At 44.1% G+C, this 20,897-nt stretch carries 20 protein-coding genes and 1 pseudogene; 13 read left to right on the top strand and 8 right to left on the bottom strand.

What is annotated here, in order from left to right:
* Positions 1–699: 699 nt before the first annotated feature.
* The 3 genes from EIZ58_RS21985 to EIZ58_RS21970 form a co-directional block, all read right to left on the bottom strand.
* Entirely contained in the window at positions 700–1,482 is a 783-nt protein-coding gene (locus EIZ58_RS21985; protein WP_134703077.1) for an SMI1/KNR4 family protein, read from the bottom strand.
* A gap of 293 nt (positions 1,483–1,775) precedes the next feature.
* Positions 1,776–1,934 (bottom strand): helix-turn-helix transcriptional regulator, encoded by a 159-nt coding sequence (locus EIZ58_RS21975; protein WP_134703076.1) that lies wholly within the window; start codon positions 1,932–1,934, stop codon positions 1,776–1,778.
* Positions 1,935–2,181: 247 nt separating this feature from the next.
* On the bottom strand, positions 2,182–2,802 hold the full coding sequence (locus tag EIZ58_RS21970; RefSeq protein ID WP_134703075.1) for an NAD(P)-dependent oxidoreductase: 621 nt from the start codon (positions 2,800–2,802) through the stop codon (positions 2,182–2,184).
* A 577-nt stretch (positions 2,803–3,379) separates the two neighbouring features.
* On the opposite strand from EIZ58_RS21970, the gene EIZ58_RS21965 reads away from it, so the two are divergent.
* Positions 3,380–3,709 carry a hypothetical protein gene (locus tag EIZ58_RS21965; RefSeq protein ID WP_134703074.1) on the top strand — a complete coding sequence of 110 codons (330 nt, stop codon included), beginning with the start codon at positions 3,380–3,382 and terminating at the stop codon, positions 3,707–3,709.
* Positions 3,710–3,857: 148 nt separating this feature from the next.
* Positions 3,858–4,178: a hypothetical protein gene (locus tag EIZ58_RS21960; RefSeq protein WP_134703073.1), complete on the top strand. Its 321-nt coding sequence runs from the start codon at positions 3,858–3,860 to the stop codon at positions 4,176–4,178.
* A 103-nt stretch (positions 4,179–4,281) separates the two neighbouring features.
* Here EIZ58_RS21960 and EIZ58_RS33715 read toward each other — a convergent pair whose 3' ends face one another.
* Both EIZ58_RS33715 and EIZ58_RS21950 read right to left on the bottom strand, forming a co-directional pair.
* A complete protein-coding gene (locus EIZ58_RS33715) occupies positions 4,282–4,746 on the bottom strand; it encodes a hypothetical protein (protein WP_167577879.1) in 465 nt (154 codons plus the stop codon).
* Between the two features lie 654 nt (positions 4,747–5,400).
* On the bottom strand, positions 5,401–5,616 hold the full coding sequence (locus tag EIZ58_RS21950) for a hypothetical protein (RefSeq protein WP_134703072.1): 216 nt from the start codon (positions 5,614–5,616) through the stop codon (positions 5,401–5,403).
* Between the two features lie 380 nt (positions 5,617–5,996).
* On the opposite strand from EIZ58_RS21950, the gene EIZ58_RS21945 reads away from it, so the two are divergent.
* Positions 5,997–6,230 (top strand): hypothetical protein, encoded by a 234-nt coding sequence (locus EIZ58_RS21945; RefSeq protein ID WP_134703071.1) that lies wholly within the window; start codon positions 5,997–5,999, stop codon positions 6,228–6,230.
* On the opposite strand, the gene EIZ58_RS21940 is transcribed toward EIZ58_RS21945, so the two are convergent.
* Positions 6,227–6,595 (bottom strand): hypothetical protein, encoded by a 369-nt coding sequence (locus EIZ58_RS21940; RefSeq protein WP_134703070.1) that lies wholly within the window; start codon positions 6,593–6,595, stop codon positions 6,227–6,229. The genes EIZ58_RS21945 and EIZ58_RS21940 overlap by 4 nt on opposite strands.
* Before the next feature lie 122 nt (positions 6,596–6,717).
* A complete protein-coding gene (locus tag EIZ58_RS21935; protein ID WP_134703069.1) occupies positions 6,718–8,973 on the bottom strand; it encodes a trypsin-like peptidase domain-containing protein in 2,256 nt (751 codons plus the stop codon).
* A 427-nt stretch (positions 8,974–9,400) separates the two neighbouring features.
* On the opposite strand from EIZ58_RS21935, the gene EIZ58_RS21930 reads away from it, so the two are divergent.
* From EIZ58_RS21930 to EIZ58_RS21885, 10 genes and pseudogenes are all read left to right on the top strand, one after another.
* On the top strand, positions 9,401–10,090 hold the full coding sequence (locus EIZ58_RS21930; RefSeq protein WP_134703068.1) for a GntR family transcriptional regulator: 690 nt from the start codon (positions 9,401–9,403) through the stop codon (positions 10,088–10,090).
* Positions 10,091–10,143: 53 nt separating this feature from the next.
* On the top strand, positions 10,144–11,193 hold the full coding sequence (allD, locus tag EIZ58_RS21925; protein WP_134703067.1) for an ureidoglycolate dehydrogenase: 1,050 nt from the start codon (positions 10,144–10,146) through the stop codon (positions 11,191–11,193).
* A 19-nt stretch (positions 11,194–11,212) separates the two neighbouring features.
* Positions 11,213–12,147: pseudogene (locus EIZ58_RS21920) on the top strand (aldehyde dehydrogenase family protein).
* An 18-nt stretch (positions 12,148–12,165) separates the two neighbouring features.
* Positions 12,166–13,368, top strand: a complete 1,203-nt coding sequence (locus EIZ58_RS21915) for a hydroxyacid-oxoacid transhydrogenase (protein WP_134703066.1) — start codon at positions 12,166–12,168, stop codon at positions 13,366–13,368.
* Positions 13,369–13,530: 162 nt separating this feature from the next.
* A complete protein-coding gene (locus EIZ58_RS21910) occupies positions 13,531–14,808 on the top strand; it encodes a metal-dependent hydrolase family protein (protein ID WP_205672302.1) in 1,278 nt (425 codons plus the stop codon).
* A 12-nt stretch (positions 14,809–14,820) separates the two neighbouring features.
* Positions 14,821–15,672, top strand: a complete 852-nt coding sequence (locus EIZ58_RS21905) for an alpha/beta hydrolase (RefSeq protein WP_134703065.1) — start codon at positions 14,821–14,823, stop codon at positions 15,670–15,672.
* A gap of 225 nt (positions 15,673–15,897) precedes the next feature.
* Positions 15,898–16,800 carry an AraC family transcriptional regulator gene (locus EIZ58_RS21900; protein WP_134703064.1) on the top strand — a complete coding sequence of 301 codons (903 nt, stop codon included), beginning with the start codon at positions 15,898–15,900 and terminating at the stop codon, positions 16,798–16,800.
* 36 nt (positions 16,801–16,836) lie between these two features.
* The gene (locus tag EIZ58_RS21895; protein ID WP_134703063.1) at positions 16,837–17,874 is read left to right on the top strand and encodes a Gfo/Idh/MocA family protein; all 1,038 of its coding nucleotides are present in this window, start codon (positions 16,837–16,839) and stop codon (positions 17,872–17,874) included.
* A 48-nt stretch (positions 17,875–17,922) separates the two neighbouring features.
* Complete coding sequence (locus EIZ58_RS21890) at positions 17,923–18,573, top strand: ThuA domain-containing protein (protein ID WP_134703062.1); 651 nt, start codon at positions 17,923–17,925, stop codon at positions 18,571–18,573.
* A gap of 174 nt (positions 18,574–18,747) precedes the next feature.
* On the top strand, positions 18,748–19,587 hold the full coding sequence (locus tag EIZ58_RS21885) for an aldo/keto reductase (protein WP_134703061.1): 840 nt from the start codon (positions 18,748–18,750) through the stop codon (positions 19,585–19,587).
* Between the two features lie 137 nt (positions 19,588–19,724).
* Here the strand turns inward: EIZ58_RS21885 and EIZ58_RS21880 are convergent, their stop codons facing one another.
* Positions 19,725–20,894 (bottom strand): CynX/NimT family MFS transporter, encoded by a 1,170-nt coding sequence (locus tag EIZ58_RS21880; protein ID WP_240689308.1) that lies wholly within the window; start codon positions 20,892–20,894, stop codon positions 19,725–19,727.
* Between the last annotated feature and the right edge of the window lie 3 nt (positions 20,895–20,897).

Genomic DNA, 20,897 nt, shown 5'->3' with positions numbered 1-20,897 from the left:
CCCACCAAATTATTCTCCCAACTTGTCAAATATAGTAATGTGCTCCAGTGCTAGATCTCCATACCCCAGTTAATGACTGTTTGGTGCGCGCCTTTCTAACTTGTTTTTTCATTTCATACCTCCACTCGTTTCTAATAAATCTTCTCCATAACATATGAATGTTTATTTCGACTTGATTAAACAATTGCATATCATTACAAAAATTGGGTTTTCTTAACTGTATCTCATCCAGAGAGGGAGTTTTGACACTAGCTTAGAGAAAACTTATTTGGTTTTCGGGAAATCCATTACCCCTTATGCTGAGAACAATTTGTACAACTACACGGATCGTTAAATCCTTATTCACTTAGGGTTGGCGGTCTTTTTTGTTTGCTTGGCTTTATTGAGTTAATGGGAGTCCATAGTTCAAAAACAGTTGCTTATCTGCATCCGTTTTTTGTTACTCAAATATAGGGTTGGTTAATGCAAAAAGACTCAAAATTACGGTAGTTTAAAAATTATTAATACTGTAAAATTTATCTAAATCTAAATTAGGAGGGAGTTATTATGGAACATGAACTAAAACATTAGATAATAGAGAAGTTGAAAAGTAGAAGCAGTAATACATAGCAGGAGAAACACTTATGATGACTCTAACCTCCCTCCTGGCGGTGGAGGCGGTCAAGGGAGCATCTAGGTAGAGTTGAAAGAGAACCTGTGTTACTCTTTTATTTTCTCTTTAACTAATCCGCCAAAATAGTTAATATCCTCATTCTGGTCACGAAGGAAACAATCCGAGAGTTGAGTAAGTGCATCGCTGTCTAGAGCGAAAAAATCGGATAAGGCGTTTGTACCTTCCGCAACCGAGCGTCTTACTTGTTCGTTGGGGTGAGAGCTTAGTATCAATAACCTTTCAACAAACCAGGTGAGGGAGTCTGTATCGATTTGGTATGGTAAGGTATCCAATGCTCTGATGATGTTGTCTATGTTGTCTGTTTGTATGGCCATTTGCAAATCATGGGTCGTGTATAGATTTAAATCTGATGAATCTACTCCCGTTTCTGCTATATAAAGATGGTCAAGAAATTCTTTAAAAGTGGGGGAGAGTAAGACTACTTGATCAGGATCTAAATAGATAACGGTCGGCTCAGTTTTAGTGTTTCTATAATCTAATGCGATAAAAGAATGGCCATCACCACTAAGGATAATGATCCCCTCGGGTAAATCCCACTCTTTAATCAAGTAGGGACTGCTCAGTATGCTTGTCCCCTCACCAATGCCTCTGATATGATCGATATAAACCGAATGATCACTCCATGAAGTAGGAACTGGTGACGGATGTGCATTATAAAGAATAGATCCGCCATTCTGTTTCTTTAAAATAGAGATATAGTCTATCGGTAATTGAATATCAAAGAAAGCTTCTGCTCTTTCAATATCAGAATCAGTAAGTGGTTTTAGTTTGAATTCATCTTCCTCAATATCTGATCTCCAGATCATCATTCTTCTATCCCTTCTATTTCGATGAACTCACTAACTGACAAGAGGGGAGGAGGTAGGGTGGCGTAGATCCCCCCCCCTCAGGTAAGGTTGTCCGCAGCCAGCTTCATTGTCCGTTCAACGGCCAACGGCATTGACGTGTCATCTGATGGATGGTCACCCACATCGCCAGTTTTTCATAAATCGCACGATCAATATGAGATTCCCTCACAATTTTATTCCCCTGAATGTAAGCATCGAGCAACGCTTGGCTCCATAACGTAAGAGGAACCTCACTTTAGGTACAAACATCTTTTTTACTGTTCTTCTTCCCAAAATAAATCATCTAATGTTCGAGATAAGGCTTTACAAATACATATGCACAAATTTAATGAAGGGTTATATTTTCCAGCCTCGATTAATCCAATGGTGTTCCTAGAAACTCCGACAATCCTAGCCAATTCTTCCTGTGACAAGTCGGTTAAAAAGTAACAGGATTTGAAGTAGGTAGTATACCATTGGTTGGTCTGAACTTACCTTTCGTTATAGATAAGTACCTATAGCACTACCCCTTCATTGACGGAGGTACTGGAGAACGAACTTGTACACTAAAAATAAATCCTCGAGCCTTAGAAGAAATAAATAGCGTTGAATTAATCTTTGGATAGGTTAATGATTGTTGTCGCATTTCATTTCTTTTTCAACAAACGAGTTTAACTATTATTAGTAGGCGATACCTACACGTGATTTTACATAATCGCTTGTTTTTATCTGTCTATATGTAAATTCTGCTGTATCCGGTACGGATATTTCAACTCCACCTTCCGGCAAAAAATCTCGCTCTACTCGATATTTGCCTACCTTTTCTCCATCCGGCAAGTACGTAGGACAGACAATCGTCCATTCAAGGGTTGATTGTTTGAGAATATCGTATACTTTATGATGTTCTTGCGCTGCACGGGTTGACTTACGCTTTGATTCACTTGACTGATAACGTAGAGAATCTGGCGTGGTTCTACTTTGCAGGATACCTGCAGTTCCTATTGTTATTATCCGTTTTATACCTTCGTTTTCCATTGCTTCGATAATAACTGGCATACTTTCTGATAGCGTGGTTGTGCCATCAGTATTTAGTGCACTAATAACTACATCAATGCCATGCATTGCACGTTTGATATCATCTTTATTTAATACATTCCCTTCAATAATGGTTAAATTTTCATTATTTATTTCAATCTTCTCTGGAGTGCGAACTAATGCAGTAACTTGATGTCTGTCCTGCAGGGTATAAGTAACGATTTGACTTCCAACTCGTCCAGTTGCACCTAAAAGTAAAATTTTCATAAGAACGAGCCTCCTTTTGCAAATAATAATATTATACAATAAAAGTTATTTTATTGTCTTTTTCAACGGGGATCTAGAGCGAAGTAGGGACAGTTAGTAGCAAATTGTAATTTCGTTTGCTTGGCGTCATTGAGAGACGGGATTCGATAGCTCAACAACAAAAAGCCACACCCTTGCAGTTGCAGTAAGGAGTGGCTTTTTCTTCATTGAGGCCACAAAGTCTTATCATCCCTTCATTGAAAAAGATGTTACGTATGCAGAAAGTAGGGATTAAAAAATATAAGTAATCATTATGCTATTGGTTATCTTTCGTCTGACAACGAGGAAGGGAGATATTGGTATTTAGGATTTTATAATGATGAGGCAAGCGAAGAAAATATAAAGGAAATGTATTCAAGGATTTTTGCTACGATTGAGACTTACAATTAATGCTTTATTTAATGAGACTGGTTATTTCCAAAGGGCTGCTTCGGGCAACTCGTGTTTGTTATTCTGCTTATTGGGCAAGTTACTGAAACATCCAACTGATGGGAACGTATAAAAAGTAAAACAATTTTATCTAGTTGGAGGAGAGAAAATGCGTATTGTATTTCTAATAATGATACTACTTACATTAAGTACCACAGGTTGTACAGAAAAAAATCCCCCACATTATGTAGGTACTCCTGTTGTTTCACAAGAACAAGCAAAGGAGGTTGCTGAAACTCTATATAAGATTAAAGATGTGAAGAAAATAGAGTTGAGACACCTTGAAGAAGTTGAATTGGAAGGAATGCCAAGTGAAGCGAAAAATCTCAATCCAATTTATTATGTTATTTCAGGAAAGAATGCAGATGGAACGCAGACAATTGCATATGTATCTTCTGGCAATCCAGAACATCATTTTCAAATTTTATATACTGAATAAAACATGGATTTCTTCAAACCACAAAGGATATTCTTTATTCCGTGAACGGGAGTCGTTACTTCGATAACACAACAATGGAGTGTTACGGAAACTGCTTTTATTATTAAGTATCAAATGTCGTTTTTAATGTGAGGAGGACTAATTGTTAATGAAAAAGATAACCCTTCCTTTCACTCCAGAAAACCTTAAAAGTTTATTAACCGAAGTAATATCTAAACAAAGTACATTTACCCATCAGGATTTAGCGGAGTGGTGTTGGGATTATACAGTTGAATTAGAAGATGTTGATTTTGAAAATGAATATGAATATGATGCAATTTCTGTTGCAAGAGATATAGAGTGTCAGTGGGACTTATATCTATGCAATTCTTATAAGTGGGAAGAACTACAAAACTTAGATATGTCCAATGTCCTATTACCTTATGAATGGTTTGTAGAATGGTTAAATAAACTGGAGTCGGTTAAATAGTTTAGTTCGTTTCAAATCCCCATTTTTTCAACTAACGGATTTCAACAATAAAAAATAGGTGACTACTCAGATCACCTATAAACGTTTAAAAATCCTATATTTATTAGTTATCTAGAGATATTTCAGCAAGAACATTAATACCATCTAGAACAACAAGAGTGGCATCTAGAGCATGTTTTTTTACTTCATCTAAATCGGCTTGATCCTTAATTTCGTATTCAAGATGGAAAGCGGCTTCTTTTTGTGGATCGAACCCCCCAGATCCACCATAACCCCTATGCTGCATCTTTTTATACTTTGTATTTGTTTCCATTTTCATAAGTGATTCTAATTTCTCATTAGGTCGAACTACCACCTGTAAGCCAAAAGGATGGTGACCGGGATAATCAAATTTGCTTGTAATTGGTTTATTGCTAATGTTCTTGATTCTAAAATCGTATCGAAGAATCTTCTCGCTTTTAATTAAAGTGGTTTCGATATGAGTTATTGTGAGGTCCTTTTGATTTTTAAATCCCACAAGCAAAATCAAAGGTATACAAAGTAATAATAATGTAATTAACTTCTTCAATTTTTCCTAGTCCTCCTTCTTTTATTTGGGTATAGTGTTCCACAGTTATTGGTTTTTATTGTATATTTGTATTTCGATAGCACAGGGACGGGATGGCATCCGTCCCTCGCTTTGTTGCTCCGGGAAGGGCAGTTTACGAAAAAATAGGACTATATTAGTCCTATTTCAATTTGCACCACGACCCGAACTATTATTATTGATACGAGTGATTGACTCACTATTATATTGCTCTGACATGACATTTGTTTGGTTGGAATAATACCGCTCGTCATAGTGGTTTCTGGATTTTTTCCGTTTGTCGTAAAGATAACCGAAAAGAAGCATAAGGACTATTACTATAAAAAAGTAACCAAATACTGACATCCAATCCCTCCTTATAATCTGTATTACCATATTTTGTTATTGTACTACTGGGAATCGTTACTTCCAGAGGGCTACTTTGACAGCCGTTTTTCATTTCTCAACATAACGGGGGTTAATGAAATAAGTGTGACTTTTGATTTTATTTGGCGGTGTTTTTTTAAGATTATTTGTCGTATTAATACGTCCTTCTTAAGAGGTAGCAACAAAAAAGTGAAAACCATTGCAGGAGTATTAATAAGAAAAATCCGATACTTCACGCATCGGATTTTTTTGGCTATCTTTATTATGGAGTTAAATATCGCTAATTACAGCTTTCTTTGGCTGTAATCCTTTTGCTTTATTTTGATCATTTATCTGTATTAATTCATGTGTGAAAGTAGCTGTATCAATAATAAGCTTATTATTCTTTAATTTTCCATTCTCTTCTTTTAATTTTCCCTGGAACTGACCAACCACAAAATAGCCAAAATCGTCTTTATCTGGACGATTACCTTTTTCATCAGTCAAGAATAGAAACGAATAAAAAGTTGAGGGACGTGAATGTGAATTTTTACTCTTATAATAAACCATCTGAAAGATGAATAAGTATCATAGGAACGATTGCAGTTATGGTTGGAGCAATCTTAATAGCTTCTTATTCCTATATGAGTTATTTAAAAGTGACAGAAGCGGTTAATGGTTGTTATGACCTAGGTGGTGTTCCAATTATCGAAAAATCTGGGTTAAGAATGACTAACTTTCACTGCAATTTGGAATAACTTATTCAACGAGGATCGATAGCGGGGGGAAGGGAGGCACCCCATCCCTTCTTTTGCATTTGTGAGAATTATGGTTCATGGTACAATGGTTGAAGTCGACAAAATCATTTTTGAATGGGGGGCTGGGTGATGGTAAGGGGTCTCATATTGTTTGTTAGCTTGTATTTTCTATTTAATTTGCTTCCGCATGATGTAATCGTTCAGCTTTCCTCTTTCTTGCAAGTAAAGCCACACCATGTAGAGCATAAATTTAGTGTGGTATTGATGTTAGGTTTCTTTCTTTGGCTGGTGATAATGACGATTCGATTAAGCTATCATTCATTTTGCAAAAAGAAGCCTGTCATTCTTGAAGAGAATAACTAAACTCTCTCCAAGCTAACGATCTTATTTAACGGAATTAAGCTTTTTACCAAAGTTTTATTTCTTCTCTCTATGATTTCGATATAATCAGTTCCAACATGAACTAATCCCGCCGTGAACGTTCCTCTAAAGGTTGTTCGAATACTAACCCGAATCGTACTTGTTCTAGCAGCTAATGCATGAAGAAAAATTTGATCTAACGTAGAAGGGACAAAGAGCTGACCCGTTACGCGTATAAATTGTCTGCCTACACTTTGGAGCAACCCGGGTTCACTAGCAAAGTCCTTGGCTACCAAGGAGACATTTCGACCTACATGCCGGCGAAGCCGCTGTAGTAGCGTTAGGCGAATCTTTAGCTGTCGACTCATCTGTATACACCTCCTTTTTTCGAAAGTTACCAACAGATTATGCACTTTGGCCTAATGTGGGGTCTGCCCAAACGTGAAAAAGCCTGACTTTTCTTCCTAGTGGAAAAAGGTCAGGCCTACTTCTATTTCAGGTCGAGGGTTTCAATTCCGTAGATGGCGCCCCGCAGGTTGATCTTAGACACGCTGATCAGCTGGTTCTGGTGGTAGAACAAGAAGTCCGACTCCCCGGTTAATTTATGAACCTTTACCGGCTCCCAATCGGAATATTGGTATTCAATGATCCGATTTTTGCTGGCGAGGTAGAAGCGGTCTCCCGTCAGATGGAAGGCAACGTCGCTAAAACTTCGCTGAAGGTTCGTGACATAGTGCATGGAGGAGGTGAAAATGGTTCCGGCTCCATTAAAAATGTATCGGCCATCTGGTGACAAGCGCATCAACGGACTCATGGCATAATCACCGTGGTAGGGAGAATCTTTAACGTCTATAAATTGACCCTTGCTAATCTGAAACGATTGCATGTCCCTTGGGGAGCTATCGGTATCGATACTGATGATCCGATCGCCCTCGGGATGGAGCTGTAAATAGCTGCCCTGACGGATCAAATGGGAGGCTATTTCGAGCTTTTTGTCCCGGGAATAGCTTTTGATCCTCGTCCATTGCCCGGATCCCGATGAAACATAGAGGACACCATCAGCGACAACAAGATCAAAAGGATCGATGTCGAGTTCAAATTGATCCATTATTTCCCAGGCAAGGGGATTGATGATCGCAATCGCTCCTGTTTGCTCGTTATCCCACCAATACGAGCTATGGCTTCGTGTGGCTAGCGCTACATAGAGCTCGTTGTTAGCATAAAACAGTTTTTCGGGCATCAAAGGAAGCCTCAGAAAGCTGCTTTGTTTGGTTTCATAATTGATGCGGTAAATGCCTTTTTCCTCTTTATTAATCACATAGAGAATAGGGTCCACCGGGTGAAGGAGGGCATCCTTCACATATCCGTTCACGGTCATCGCCAGCTTGCTGTCTGGCGGCGTCAATTCTACAGGCTGCTCGGCTGCGGGTGGCACGGGGGATTCATGCACGGGTTGCGATGCAATTTCTGGATAAGGAATCGTCGGGATCGAGGCCAAAGGCATCTTGGTTAGCTCATCGATCCACGGTTTGGCATGGTCGATGGCTATGGCAAAATTCAAATTTCCCTGCTCGTTTCCGAAGGAGGTCATGCCCACCACCAAGCCGTTCATCGCAAAAAGAGCACCCCCTGAGCTGCCGCTGGTAATCGGAGCGGTGATCTGGATCATGTCTAAAGTAGCCCCTTCTGGCGTAAAGGGAATTTTGCGAATTCCGCTCACCAGCCCATTGGACAAGGTATTAATAAGTCCTTCCGGACTCCCAATGGTGACAATTGGATCGCCTTTTTGCACCATACGGTAGCTGCCAAGCGGGGCAGCTTGAAGTTTCAGCTCTTGGCTTACTTTGAGTATCGCCAGGTCGAGGTCCGCATCATAACGAACCAAGCCCAAAGCTTCGATTTCGGTTTCATCCTGCGTAACGATGCCAATCGACCCCGCACCTTCCACGACGTGGGCATTGGTGAGCACCAGACCGTTTCCAATGCTAATCCCACTGCCTAACGAAAATTCCTCCCCGTTTTGATCATAATTGACAATCATAACCACACTTTTTTCACCCAGGTCAGCAATATCCCGGAAGGAAAGCGGTTTTCCTTCGACTGGCTGCTCCGAAGAGGGCAATGAAGGAAGTTGAGATTGGGGGGTCGCCTGGACCGGTCGGGGCTTTAGCTCTTGCATCCCGCTTTCGGTTAGATTTTTTACAAACTGCACTGCCTCTGCGCGGGTCAAAGCATCCTTGCCTTTAAAGGCCTCGATACTCATCACGCCGGGCACCTTCCCTTTCGCATAGCCTTTGCTTAACACGTACTGGATGGCCTGTGGTCCGGTAAAATGAACCCCATCCACCCCGGCGATCAGTTCAGCCACACGCTCTCGATTCAGCGCCAGATTTCGGATTTCCACCTTTTGGTAGCCCTGAGCAGGGTAGTTTCGACTTTGCGCAAAAAGGTAATAGGGATCAGACCAGTGTCGAGTTGCTTTAAAGCTGTGAAGTCCAGCAGGTTGGTAGGCCTCAAACAGCATCACCATAAACTCCGCTTCACTCACTTGCTTCGCAGGTCGGAAGGTCCCATCCGGGTAGCCCTTCACCATTCCCGTGTTCTTACCCCAGAGGATGGCGTTCTCAGCCCAGTGGGCGGGCGGAACATCCTTGAATCCCGTGGCTAAGGTCGTCGCATGGGACGAAGAGGGAAACGAAGGGAAAAATATAAAAAGTGCTAAAACCAAGGGTAGCCATGACTTCATGCGTCATTCCTCCATATCAAACTAGTAAGCCTAGTATTCCATAGAGGAAAAGTAAAGTCAGCATGAAATTGCTGGGGAATCGCTCTTGATGGTAGTCCCCATTTCCACCTTCATACCTATAAATCATATATAATCAAGTCTGTCATTATCAAAATTTTTAAAACTTTGTATGCTGTTATTAGGGTGATTTTATATAATTTATATAGAATATACCTTGTGTAACCGCTTAATAAGAGGATTTTCTAATTTGAATTCATAAAATTATATACATTTATGAATATTTGGTGTTGACTATATATTTAATAATTGGTATTATTTTCTTAAATCATATATGATTTGATTTTGACTTTGATAAAGTTTAAAACCATGTTACCAAAAGGGCAGTAGAAATACATGAAAACCAATACGTGTGGGAAAGGAGGGAATCATGATTATTAAGGAGAAGGAACGGGGAGAGACGACAGAATTCGTATACACCTTACTGAAGGAAATGATTTTTGGCTGGCATTTATCCCCGGGACAGAAGATCAATATTAGTCTCTTAGGCAGGGAGATCAACGTAAGTGCCATTCCTTTAAGAGAGGCACTATCTCGCCTTCACTCTGAGAATCTAGTAATCTTTGAGCCAAACAAGGGTTATCGCGTGAGTGATATTTTGGATGAAGTGAAGATGGAGCAGATGCTAGAAGCCCGTATCCTATTAGAGACGTATGGGGTTCGCAATATCATTCGTTTCAACCGCTTAAACATAGTAGAGGAGCTGTCCCGTTTAACGGAAAAGATGATGTCCATTAAAATTGGGGCTTCCTATAGGGAAGTTCTTGAGTTTAACCATTATGATCATCAATTCCACTATACATTGGTTGCTGAAGGCGGAAATTCTTTTATTACAGAGGCTTACCAAGGTATGCACTGCCATCTCCATATTGCCCGGTTTTACCACGTGAGAGGTGAAGTGGACCAACGAGAGGCAGCGATGGAACATTGGGAAATTATCGAAGCGATCCGAACTCGCGATATTTATAGGGCGGAGGAGGCTTTGGCCAATCATATCTTAGATGCTAAAGGCCGTCTAATGGAGAAATATAAGAGGAATAAAATGAATTCCTTAGAGTAGCCAGAATGCTTAGCGCCGGCTGCCGTTTCGCAAAGTATAGGGGAGGAGAAGAAATGAGAGTATCCAAACAAGAATTGATAGAATTAATCGAGACCAAGTTACATAAGGCCGGTCTGAGTAGGGAGCATGCTGAAGGAGTAGCAGATGTGCTTGTGTTTGCTGATTCAAGAGGGATTCATTCCCATGGGGCCATTCGAGTAGAGTACTACTGCGAGAGAATTGCTAAAGGCGGCATCAATGTGAATCCCTACTTCTACCTAGAAAGAACAGGACCGAGTACAGCTGTGTTTCATGGGGATAATGGCACCGGTCATGTCGCTTCCAAGTTGGCTATGGATGAAGCGATTAACATGGCCAGAGAATCTGGAATTGCTATGGTAGGGGTGAAGCGAATCTCGCATAGCGGGGCTCTAGCTTACTTCGTGCAACAAGCGGCAAAAGAAGGGATGATCGGTATTTCTGTTTGCCAAGCAGATCCTATGGCCGTTCCCTATGGCGGTGCGGAGCCATATTACGGGACCAATCCAATTGCCTTTGCAGCGCCGGGAGAAGACGGAGAGATGATCACATTCGATATGGCAACGACGGTCAAGCCTTGGGGCAAGATTCTACAGGCCCGTGCAAATGGAGATTCCATTCCTGAAACATGGGCAGTGGATGAGCAGGGGAATCCGACGACAGATCCCTTCGAAGTCAGCGGTTTATTGCCTATTGCAGGACCTAAGGGCTTCGGATTGGCCATGATGGTAGACATCTTATCCGGGGTATTAATGGGGCTTCCGTTCGGAAATCGCGTAAGCCCTTTGTATGGGGATCTTTCTCTGGGACGAGATCTTGGGCAAACTCATATTGTGATTAATCCAGCCTTCTTCACGGCTGTCGATGAATTTAAGGGAAATATCACACAGAAGATGCAGGATATTAATGAGATTAAGCCCGCCCCAGGTTTTGAGCAAGTCTCTTATCCTGGCCTAGGAAGCAAACTCAGGGCTGCGGAGAGTGAACGAGTAGGAATTGAAATTGCAGATGATATCTATCGATATCTGGTCTCTGACGTTATTCATAGTAATAGATACGAGAATCTAGACGCTTTTGCCAAATAAAGAGGACGGAGGGCGAGTAATGGAAAAATACGGGCATTTTATTCAGGGGGAATGGCATGAGGCTGAAGCTTATATGCCAGTACTGGATAAGTATTAGGATAAGCTCTTGGTGAAGTAGGAAAAGGGACAAGGGAAGAGGTGGATCGCGCCATCACGTCAGCTTACGAGACCTTTAAGCAGGTGAAGTTTAGTCCCTTTGAGCGCTACGAGATCCTTAATCGCGCGGCGGAAGGCGTGAGGAGAAGAAGGGACGAACTTGCACTTCTCTTAATTAAAGAAGCTGGCAAGGTAAGAAAAGATGCCTATGCGGAAATTGAGAGAGGGATTCAAAACGCTGATCGCCTCAGCAGAAGAGGCTAAGCGAATCTCAGGGGAGGGTGTTCCCCTCGGACAGCCTGGAAATGAGAATAAGCTCGCTTTTAACATACATGTACCAGTAGGTGTAATAGTTGCAATCAGTCCTTTTAATTTTCCGTTTAACACCATAAGATTGGACCAGCGATAGCAGCAGGAAATGCTGTAGTACTAAAGCCTGCAGCCGCGACTCCACTGATTGCATGCAGGTTAGCAGACATTTTTAATGAAGCTGGGCTTCCTGCAGGGTATTTCAACCGGATTAGTAGTCGGAAATCCGGAGGATCAAGGTACCGACATTGGCCCCATGATTTCACAAAAGGAAGCCGAGCGGGCAGAAGCATGGATTCAGGAAGCGATCTCTCAAGGGGCCCGTGCTTCCTTTGGCGGCAAGCGGGTTTCTTTACTTCGAATTTGCAGCTTGCGATGAGGGCTGCCCAGGAACTGGAGTTCGGCGGCGTGATCATCAATGATGTATCGACTTATCGGGCGGATGTGATGCCCTATGGCGGAGTGAAGGATAGCGGGATCGGCAAGGAAGGACCGCATTATACGGTCCAGGAGATGACCGATGAACGATTGGTTGTCTTAAACCTATAGCAAAGGATGTCATGACTCATGAGAACAACGTGGGATTATTATTCTACTGGAAGAATTGTTTTTGGAAACGGTTCAATCCAGAGGTTAGGCTCCGTGATCGACCGTTTGCAAGCGAAGAATGTTTTGCTGATCACAGATCCAGGAGTAAATAAGGCAGGCATTACGTATCAAGTGACGGCTGCCCTTAGAAATCACAGCATCGATTTGACTCTTTATGATAAGGTGGTTCCCGAGCCTCCCGTTGATACGATCATGGAATGTTACCGGTTTGCCGCTTCTCAGGTGAAGCCCGATGTCATTATCGGCTTGGGTGGAGGAAGCAGCATGGACATGGCAAAGGTGGTTGCCCTATTGCTGGCGCATGGGGGAAGCCCTTTGGATTATGCGGGAGAAAATCAAGTGCCGGGTCCTATCACCCCGTTAATTGCCATTCCGACGACTGCGGGTACAGGCTCGGAGGTAACCTCCGTTGCCGTTGTGACCGATGTTGAAAATAACCTGAAGGTAGGCATTTCGGACAATTACTTGCGACCCTCGGTCGCGTTGCTCGACCCTGAATTAACGATAGGGCTTCCCCCTTATGTTACGGCTTGTTCAGGAATCGATGCCCTTTCTCATGCCGTTGAGGCTTATATGTCCATGGATTATAAGTATATTCAGGCCGAGGGAGAGCCCTTGTTCCAAGGCTCGTTCCCCTTATCGAACGTCCTTGCTCTTGAGGCCATCAAGCTCATTATTAAGAACATTACCTTAGCCGTGCAGCAAGGCTCCAACCTTGAAGCAAGAAGCAATATGATGCTAGGCAGCTTATTGGCAGGATTAGCTTTTTCGAATACAGGAACGGCCATAGCCCATGCTTTGGCTTACCCTCTAGGCGGACTGACCAAATCGCCTCATGGGGAATTGACAGGATTGCTGCTTCCCTATGTGATGAAGTTCAATTCGACCGTAGAAGTGGAGAAGATGAAAGAGATCGCTGAATTGCTGGACATTAATACCGGTCAGATGAATCGTCAGGAGGTGGCCCAATCGGTCTTTGAAGCGATGCTTCAACTGCTTGATCATATCGGGCTTCCGAAGACCTTATCTGAGATTGGGATAAAGGAAGAACAGGTAACTGAAATCGCCAAAAAGGCTTTAACCATTGAACGTCTCATTCGAATCAATCCGCGAAGGCCCAAGCTTGAGGATTTTGAAGACCTGCTTAAGCTAGCCTTGTAAGCACCAAAGGACTTTCAAGGGAAAGGAGGAATGCTTACACTTTGTGAAATCAGATAATTTTAATGTTTTCAAAACTTCAGGTAACTATAAAGGTTGTTCTAGCGAGTCGTAATGAATAGGGATGCTCATTAAATTACACAAAACTCTGAGGAGGTAAAGAATATGATGAACTATATCTGCATTACTGGAGCAAAAGTCTGGGACGGCCTGTCGGATTCGGCTTATCCTGCCACCGTTATCGTTAGAGGTAACCGAATCGAATCGGTGATCCCTGGAACTGAAGTACCTTCTGATTTGCCCGCAGACCGTATCGACGGAACGGGCATGACCTTGATGCCCGGTATGGTTGAAGGACATTGCCATCCGAGTTTTACCAACATCAAGAGCATGACTGAACTCGGTCAGCTTAGCAACGAGGAGCACATGCTGTTGACAGCGAAGAACCTGCAATTGCTTCTTAGCCATGGATTTACCTCGATCTTTGAAGCGGCTTCAGCAAAACCCATGCTGGGTGTCACTGCTCGAAATGCAATTAATGAAGGCATGATCGCCGGACCACGGATGCTTGCAGGAAGCCCTGAAATGACGACCACTGCAGGGTTGGGTGATGAGCGTAAGCGTCACATTTATCAGGAGAGCTTTGGTTTGATTGCGGATGGTGCAGATGAATTCCGCCGGGTGGCTAGGGAATGCATTCGTGATGGCGTTGATGTGCTGAAGATCAATATTTCGGGTGATGAATTCATCAGTCATGCCCGAGCAGAGATTACTCCACTCGAAGAGGAGGAACTGGCCGCAGTGGTTTCCGTTGGCCATCGCTATGGTAAGTTAATTGCCGCCCATGCCCGTTCCTCTCAAAGTGTGAAGATGGCGGTTCGGCACGGGGTAGACTGTATTTATCACTGTGATTTCGCGGACGAAGAGGCGCTAGACATGCTCGAATCGGTGAAGGATCGAGTCTTTGTTGGGCCAGCCTTTGGTCTCGTTCATAACAGCACGATGGGCGGTATGTCGCCACAGGTGGCCGAAAGTATGGGATTGTTCCGCAAGTTTGAGGCTACTTGCAAGACCTATAAGGAAATTCGTAAGCGTGGCATCCGAGTTGTGGTGGGTGGGGATTATGGTTTTGCCATTACGCCTATGGGGCAAAATGCCAGGGATATTGAACATTTCGTCAACTTCTTTGGCTATACTCCAGTCGAGGCGCTGAAGTGTGCGACAACCGTTGGAGCTCAGCTCATGCAAATGGGACACGAGCTAGGGCAGATCAAAGAAGGGTTCCTAGCCGACATGCTTCTTGTTCGAGGGGATGTTACTGAGGATGTCTCACTTCTTCAGGATCGCGACAATCTGGCGATGATTATGAAGGACGGGAAAATATGGAAGGATCCCCGCAGCGCAATTGAGACACTTCAAGGCTTGATCATTGCAACCGTATAAAGGGAGGGAACGATGAAAATGCTTCAGAGCAGGGATTACTGGGATGGCCAATTACGCATGGCGAAAATTCTTCCGGACTTTGGCGCGTGGCTTGAATGCCTTGAAAGTCGAAGTCAAGCAGTGTCAGGTCAACTGTCATTAGTTCGCCATATGTATGGCTCCGATCCGCGCCAATGGCTCGAACTAGGGGGGAATAACCAGCCAGGACCTGTAGTCCCCGTTTTTGTGCATGGCGGGTACTGGCGTGCACTGCGAGCTGAGGATCACCGTTGTGTGCTGCCTGGTCTAACGGCGTTAGGCCCAACGGTTGCTAACTTGGAATACAGATTGATGCCAAGTGTCCGAATGGCGGATGTAGTCAGCGATGTGAGGGAGGCGATTGCCCGGCTCTTGACTCTCCTACCAGATGGAACAAAGCTCTGCCTTGTTGGTCATTCCGCAGGCGCACATTTATCGCTTGCCGCGATTCAATCGCGTGAAATCGCGGATCACTGTGCGGCAGTTGTTGCTGTGAGCGGGGCATTCGACCTGGAACCAGTCAGTAGGTCCTTTCTGCAGGAGGAACTGTCCTTGACGGACACCGAAATCTCTGATTGGACCATCCGTGACATACCGCATAGCGTACAGACAGCCCTAATCGTCGGAGAAAAAGAGACAGCAGCGTTTCACGAACAAGCTAGTAGGTTGGCCGAGCGGGGCCGGGCAGCGAAGGTCGTGGTGGGCGGGGCTCATCACATGAGCGTGCTCGCCAGCTTATTCAATAGGGATTCGTCACTGGTCCGAGCGTTATCCGCCTGGCTTGTCGGTGCCAGCCTTCCTCATTTCGTTGAGGGAGAAGGCGAAGACCAACTGAAACCTATATAAAAAGATTAAGCCCTTTGGAGGTTCATCCAAAGGGCTTTTGAATTGTGTAGATCTCTTGTCTGACCCGCAAAAGGTCAAATGGAACAAGCCATTCGTGTTGATTTGGTCAAAAATATAGGGGTTTTTTGAATATACACGATTTAGAAGATTGATTATAATCATAAGTAAATAACAGGCTGGAGGTGAAAAACACCGAGTTGCTTTTGTTGATAGGGGGAAGAAATTGTGGAATGGACCATTCGAATCCAGGATGTGACTTGTTCCTTTTCGATTATGGGTGCCCATGTCAGAGGGATAGACCCGGGTTGGAAATACAGAATTCATCATCATCCTACATTTGAGCTTTTGCACTGTTTGGAAGGCACCTCGTCGATGCGGGTGAATGGAAGGAAGATTTTACTTGATAGTGGAGACTTCATCCTATTGAGGCCAAATGAGATCCATGACTTGGAAAATGATTCTCCGGAAACGTGCAAATATTTTACTTTTCATTTCGACATGGATGATCCTGAAATAAGAAAGCTGTTATGCAGCGGAAATGGTTTAATCCCTTCTGCTGGGGAAAATGCAACGGAATTGAGAGACCATGTGCATCAATTTATCAAGCTGATAAATGAAGCTGGTTCAAGAGAACCGGTAAGCTCTAATCCAGCCATGCCGACCATGAAGCTGTCTTCGATGGAGATTCTGAAGATTCAATCTCTTCTGCCCGAGATTCTATTAGATTTGATTTCGGTGTTTGACTCGATGGAGGGTTCAGGAGATGTGCAATCCAATCGAGCCGTCCGCTCGAGAGAACATGTAGAACTGGCATGCAAAATTGCAAATCTGTTGGAACAGAATACAGAGTCCTCCGTTCGAATCCAAGATATAGCAGAGAAATTGTGCATTAGCCTTTCTCTTTGTAATAAGGTATTTAATGATGTATACGGCCTGTCGCCCCGCAATTATCTGACGAGAGTCAAATTGAACCAAGCGAAGAGGTATTTGATAGATTCGGAATTGGCGGTGGAAGAAATTGCTGACCGTCTGGGTTTTGCTTCGATCAGTCATTTCAGCAGACAGTTTAAACGATGGACAGGCGTATCGCCATCCGCTTACCGGCATCGCCAATTTGTTGGAAGTTAAAAAGTTAGTGAAAAAAACGAAAAGGAGTGGATTTTTTTGAAAACATATCGAGTGGGAATTATTGGCTGCGGGAAGCCGCAAAAAATACAGCCGGGGGTTTCGGCGGGTTACCGTATCGCCTATTCGCATGGAATGGCCTATCAAGCAACAGAGAGGGTCGAGATCGCAGCCGCTGCGGATGTTGTGGAAGAAAATGCGAGAGGCTATGCAGATGCTTTTGGGGTTCCAGCTATTTATACAGATTACAAGGACATGCTGCAAAAAGAGCAGCTTGATTTTGTGAGTATATGCACATGGCCCTCCTTGCATGCCCAAATGGTAGTGGATGCCGCGGAAGCGGGGGTGAAAGGGATTCTTTGCGAAAAGCCAATGGCTTTAAATATGGAAGAAGTGCAGCAGATGCTAGACGTTTGCAAGAAACATGAGGTCGTTCTGCTGGTGGCTCACCAGCGCAGGTATCATCCTATTCATCAATATGTCAAACAAGCCATTGAGGCTAATAGGATCGGAAAAGTCACCAGGCTCGAGGGATGGGTCGGCAAGGGCTGGGATCTCATGTCTTGGGGTACGCACTGGGTCGATATGCTCCGTCATTACTTGAACGATCCTAAGGTTGAATCCGTGTTTGCCAAAGCCGATTGGACGAAACAGCAAACCCGGTACGGTCACCCCGTTGAAGATGAAATGCTTCTGCAAATCTCGTTTGCTGGAGGGGCAACCGGGTATATTAATCTGACTCCAACAGCTCCGGAGGTTGCGGGCACGCTAATCGTCGGTACGGAAGGCATCATCGAGACAAATGAAGGCGGAGTGGTGAAGGTCATCAATAAGGATGGAATCACGCTGCCCGAGTTAGAGCAGCAAGCCACCTGGGATAGCGTGTATATCGATCTCGTCCTCGATCTGATCAATAGCATCGAGACGGGTCAGCCTTCGATCTGTTCCATAGAAAATGCAGCGGTATGCACGGAAATTTTGATGGCTGCCTATGAATCTGCCGTGACCAACAAAAGAGTAACATTGCCGCTGGAAGCGCGGGACTTTCCTCTGGAACGGGTGTTTGCAAAAAGCTAATTATAAAAGGATGAGCGTAAAACCGCTTTAATTCGGGAGGTTATGATATTGAAAGAGACGATCGTTGCGGTCCTTGGAGATTATTATCACAGCCGAGAAGCGCTGCAAAGCACATTAGAGCAATCCATCCAAGGATTAGAGGGCGAATACGAAATTTCTTACCTAACGGTACAAGAGCTGGCCGGTGCTTTAGCGGACCGTCCTGCAGCTGTGATCTTTTCTGCTGAAAACCGAGTGAACCCGCAGGACAAAGAGGTACGGCGCTGGATGGATGATGGGGCAGCCACCGCGATAAGGAATTATGTAGAAGATGGAGGAAGCTGGCTGGGGTGGCATTCCGGTTTGGCCAGTTACGATGAAGTGAGGGATTATGTTTCTCTGCTTCGTGGACAATTTAAATACCATCCAAAGGAGCATCAGACGGTTACTTATACCCTGAACCACAACGACCTGGGTATAGAGGATCATCATAGTTTCTCTGTTAAAGACGAGCACTATTTCGTAGAATGCGATGAATCTAACACTCAAGTTTTTCTCCATTCTTCCTCTGTAGACGGGGACTCCATTGCAGGTTGGTACCATTCAGTTGGCCAAGGGCGTGTATGCTGCTTCACCCCTGCCCATACTACGGAAGCATTACAGCATCCGTCGATGATCGCCATGCTATCGCAAATTCTAAAATACTTGCGCTCAAGCTGAGCTTTGCCTTGCTTATGCGGCGTTCGAACACGAGACGAAAAGTGAATATGCACTGCACTAGGCCCACATTGTTTATCGGTTGTACAAAGTCTTAGGTAGATGTTATAATGACAATTGTAAGTAAAGTCATACCATTTCTAATATTGTTAATAAAATGATACGGGAGACGGAATCATGCTAAAAGATTTGCAAAGTACGACCACATTACATAATGGCGTGAAAATGCCATGGATAGGTTTAGGCGTTTTCAAAGTGCAAGACGGAGAGGAAGTTGTCAATTCTGTAAAAGCTGCCCTGGAAGCAGGCTATCGGAGCATTGATACCGCGGCGATTTATAAGAATGAAGAAGGCGTAGGGAAAGGGATTGCTGAATCTGGTGTTCCTCGGGAAGAGCTGTTCATTACCACGAAGGTCTGGAATGCCGACCAAGGTTATGAAGCTACTTTAGCGGCTTTTGACCGAAGCATGGAGAAATTAGGTTTAGACTATTTAGACCTGTATTTGATTCACTGGCCTGCTCCAGCTCTTGGGAAATATATTGAGACATGGAAAGCCCTCGAGAAGCTCTATAAAGAAGGACGCATTCGCGCCATTGGCGTGAGCAATTTTAAGATTCACCACCTGGAAGATATTATGGACAATTGCGAGATTGTCCCCATGGTCAATCAAGTTGAATATCATCCGCGTTTCAATCAAAGGGAATTGCATGCGTTTTGCAAAAAGAATCAAATCCAGATGGAAGCCTGGTCTCCCTTAATGCAGGGTGGTCTGCTTGAAGAACCGACCTTGGTCGAGATCGCAAATAAATACAATAAGTCAACGGCTCAAATCATTATCCGCTGGGATATGCAAACGGGAGTCGTAACCATCCCGAAATCCACCAAGCCTCATCGCATCGCAGAAAATGCGGATGTCTTTGATTTTGAACTTACGCCAGAAGATATGGATAAAATCAATGCCCTCAACCAGGATCAACGCATGTTTGCTGATCCTGATGAATGGAACCGGGTTTAGTTAAAAAAAGCCTTACCTTTCACATGATGAAAGGTAAGGCTTTTCATTTAATGGACTTCGGGAACCAGGAAAACACAGCCGAAAATAAGATACGATGCCTAAGGGAAGTCTTGGCAACATATAAAAAAAACCAAAACCTAAGCCACTTGATCCTTGGAAACGGATATCGTAACATTCCTTCCTGCTCCCAGTCCTACGATGAACTGTAGTATGCTGACCGTCAAGAGAAACAGAAGCGATGTATTCCAAGAGTGAGTAAGATCGTGGAAAAATCCAAATAAGATCGGTCCGCCAGCAGCCAGCAAGTAGCCAATGGATTGTGCCATTCCCGAGAGTTCTGCTGCTTGGTGCGCGTTCGTTGAGCGAAGACCAAAAAGAGTAAGGGCAAGGCTAATACTAGAGCCTTGTGCAAGTCCGAGCATAAGAATGCTTAGTGTTAGCCATTCGGTGTGACCGCTGAGAAGACCCGTGTATCCAACGATGTACAGAATGGCAGTAACGGTCACAATGCCGCGCTGGTTAGGAAGACGGGCGGCAAGCAGTGGAACACCGAATGCAGCCGGAAGACTGATAAATTGCATCATGGAAAGCATCCATCCTGCGTGTGATAAGCTGATTCCCTTATCGTAAAGGACTTCAGGTAGCCATGCGATGGCAGAGTAGAACGCTATCGACTGCAGCCCCATAAACAAGGTAACCTGCCAAGCCACTTTGGAATGCCATAAGGGACTCCAAGCCTTGATGACTTTCATCGGGACTTTAGGGGGAGTGTGTCTTAGCTGTCGAAACCAAACCATAAAAGTAATGACTGATAGCCCGGCCCAACATAAGAGAGCGACCCGCCAGCCATAGCCCAGACCTTGGGCGATAGGCACACTCACCCCTGAGGCGATCGCCGCCCAAATACTCATAGTCAAGGTGAAGCTGCCCGTAAAGAGTCCAATGCGATGAGGAAATTCACGCTTAATGAGACTTGGCAGCAACACATTCCCTGCGGCAATGGCTAGACCAAGCATAGCGGTCCCTAAGAATAAGCTGGCCACTGATGGCACAGAACGAAGGATGATTCCCAATGTCAAGATGAATAACGCCGCAAGTAGTGTAGCCTCCGTACCGAACTGTCGAGCGAGTTTGGGCGCAAGAGGAGATAGGGCGGCGAAACCGAGCAGGGGAAGAGTGGTGAGCAACCCAGCCATAGTATTGGACATGTGGGTATCTTCTATGATGGTACCGACCAGCGGCCCAACTGCCGTTATCGGAGCTCTAAGGTTTGAGGCAATCAGCAAGATTCCGAGAACTAGAAGCATTAG

The sequence above is a fragment of the Ammoniphilus sp. YIM 78166 genome, from assembly GCF_004522215.1.
GTDB lineage: Bacteria > Bacillota > Bacilli > Aneurinibacillales > RAOX-1 > YIM-78166.
Note: the sequence above shows the minus strand (reverse complement) of the source record. Positions and strands in the feature narration are given on the sequence as shown.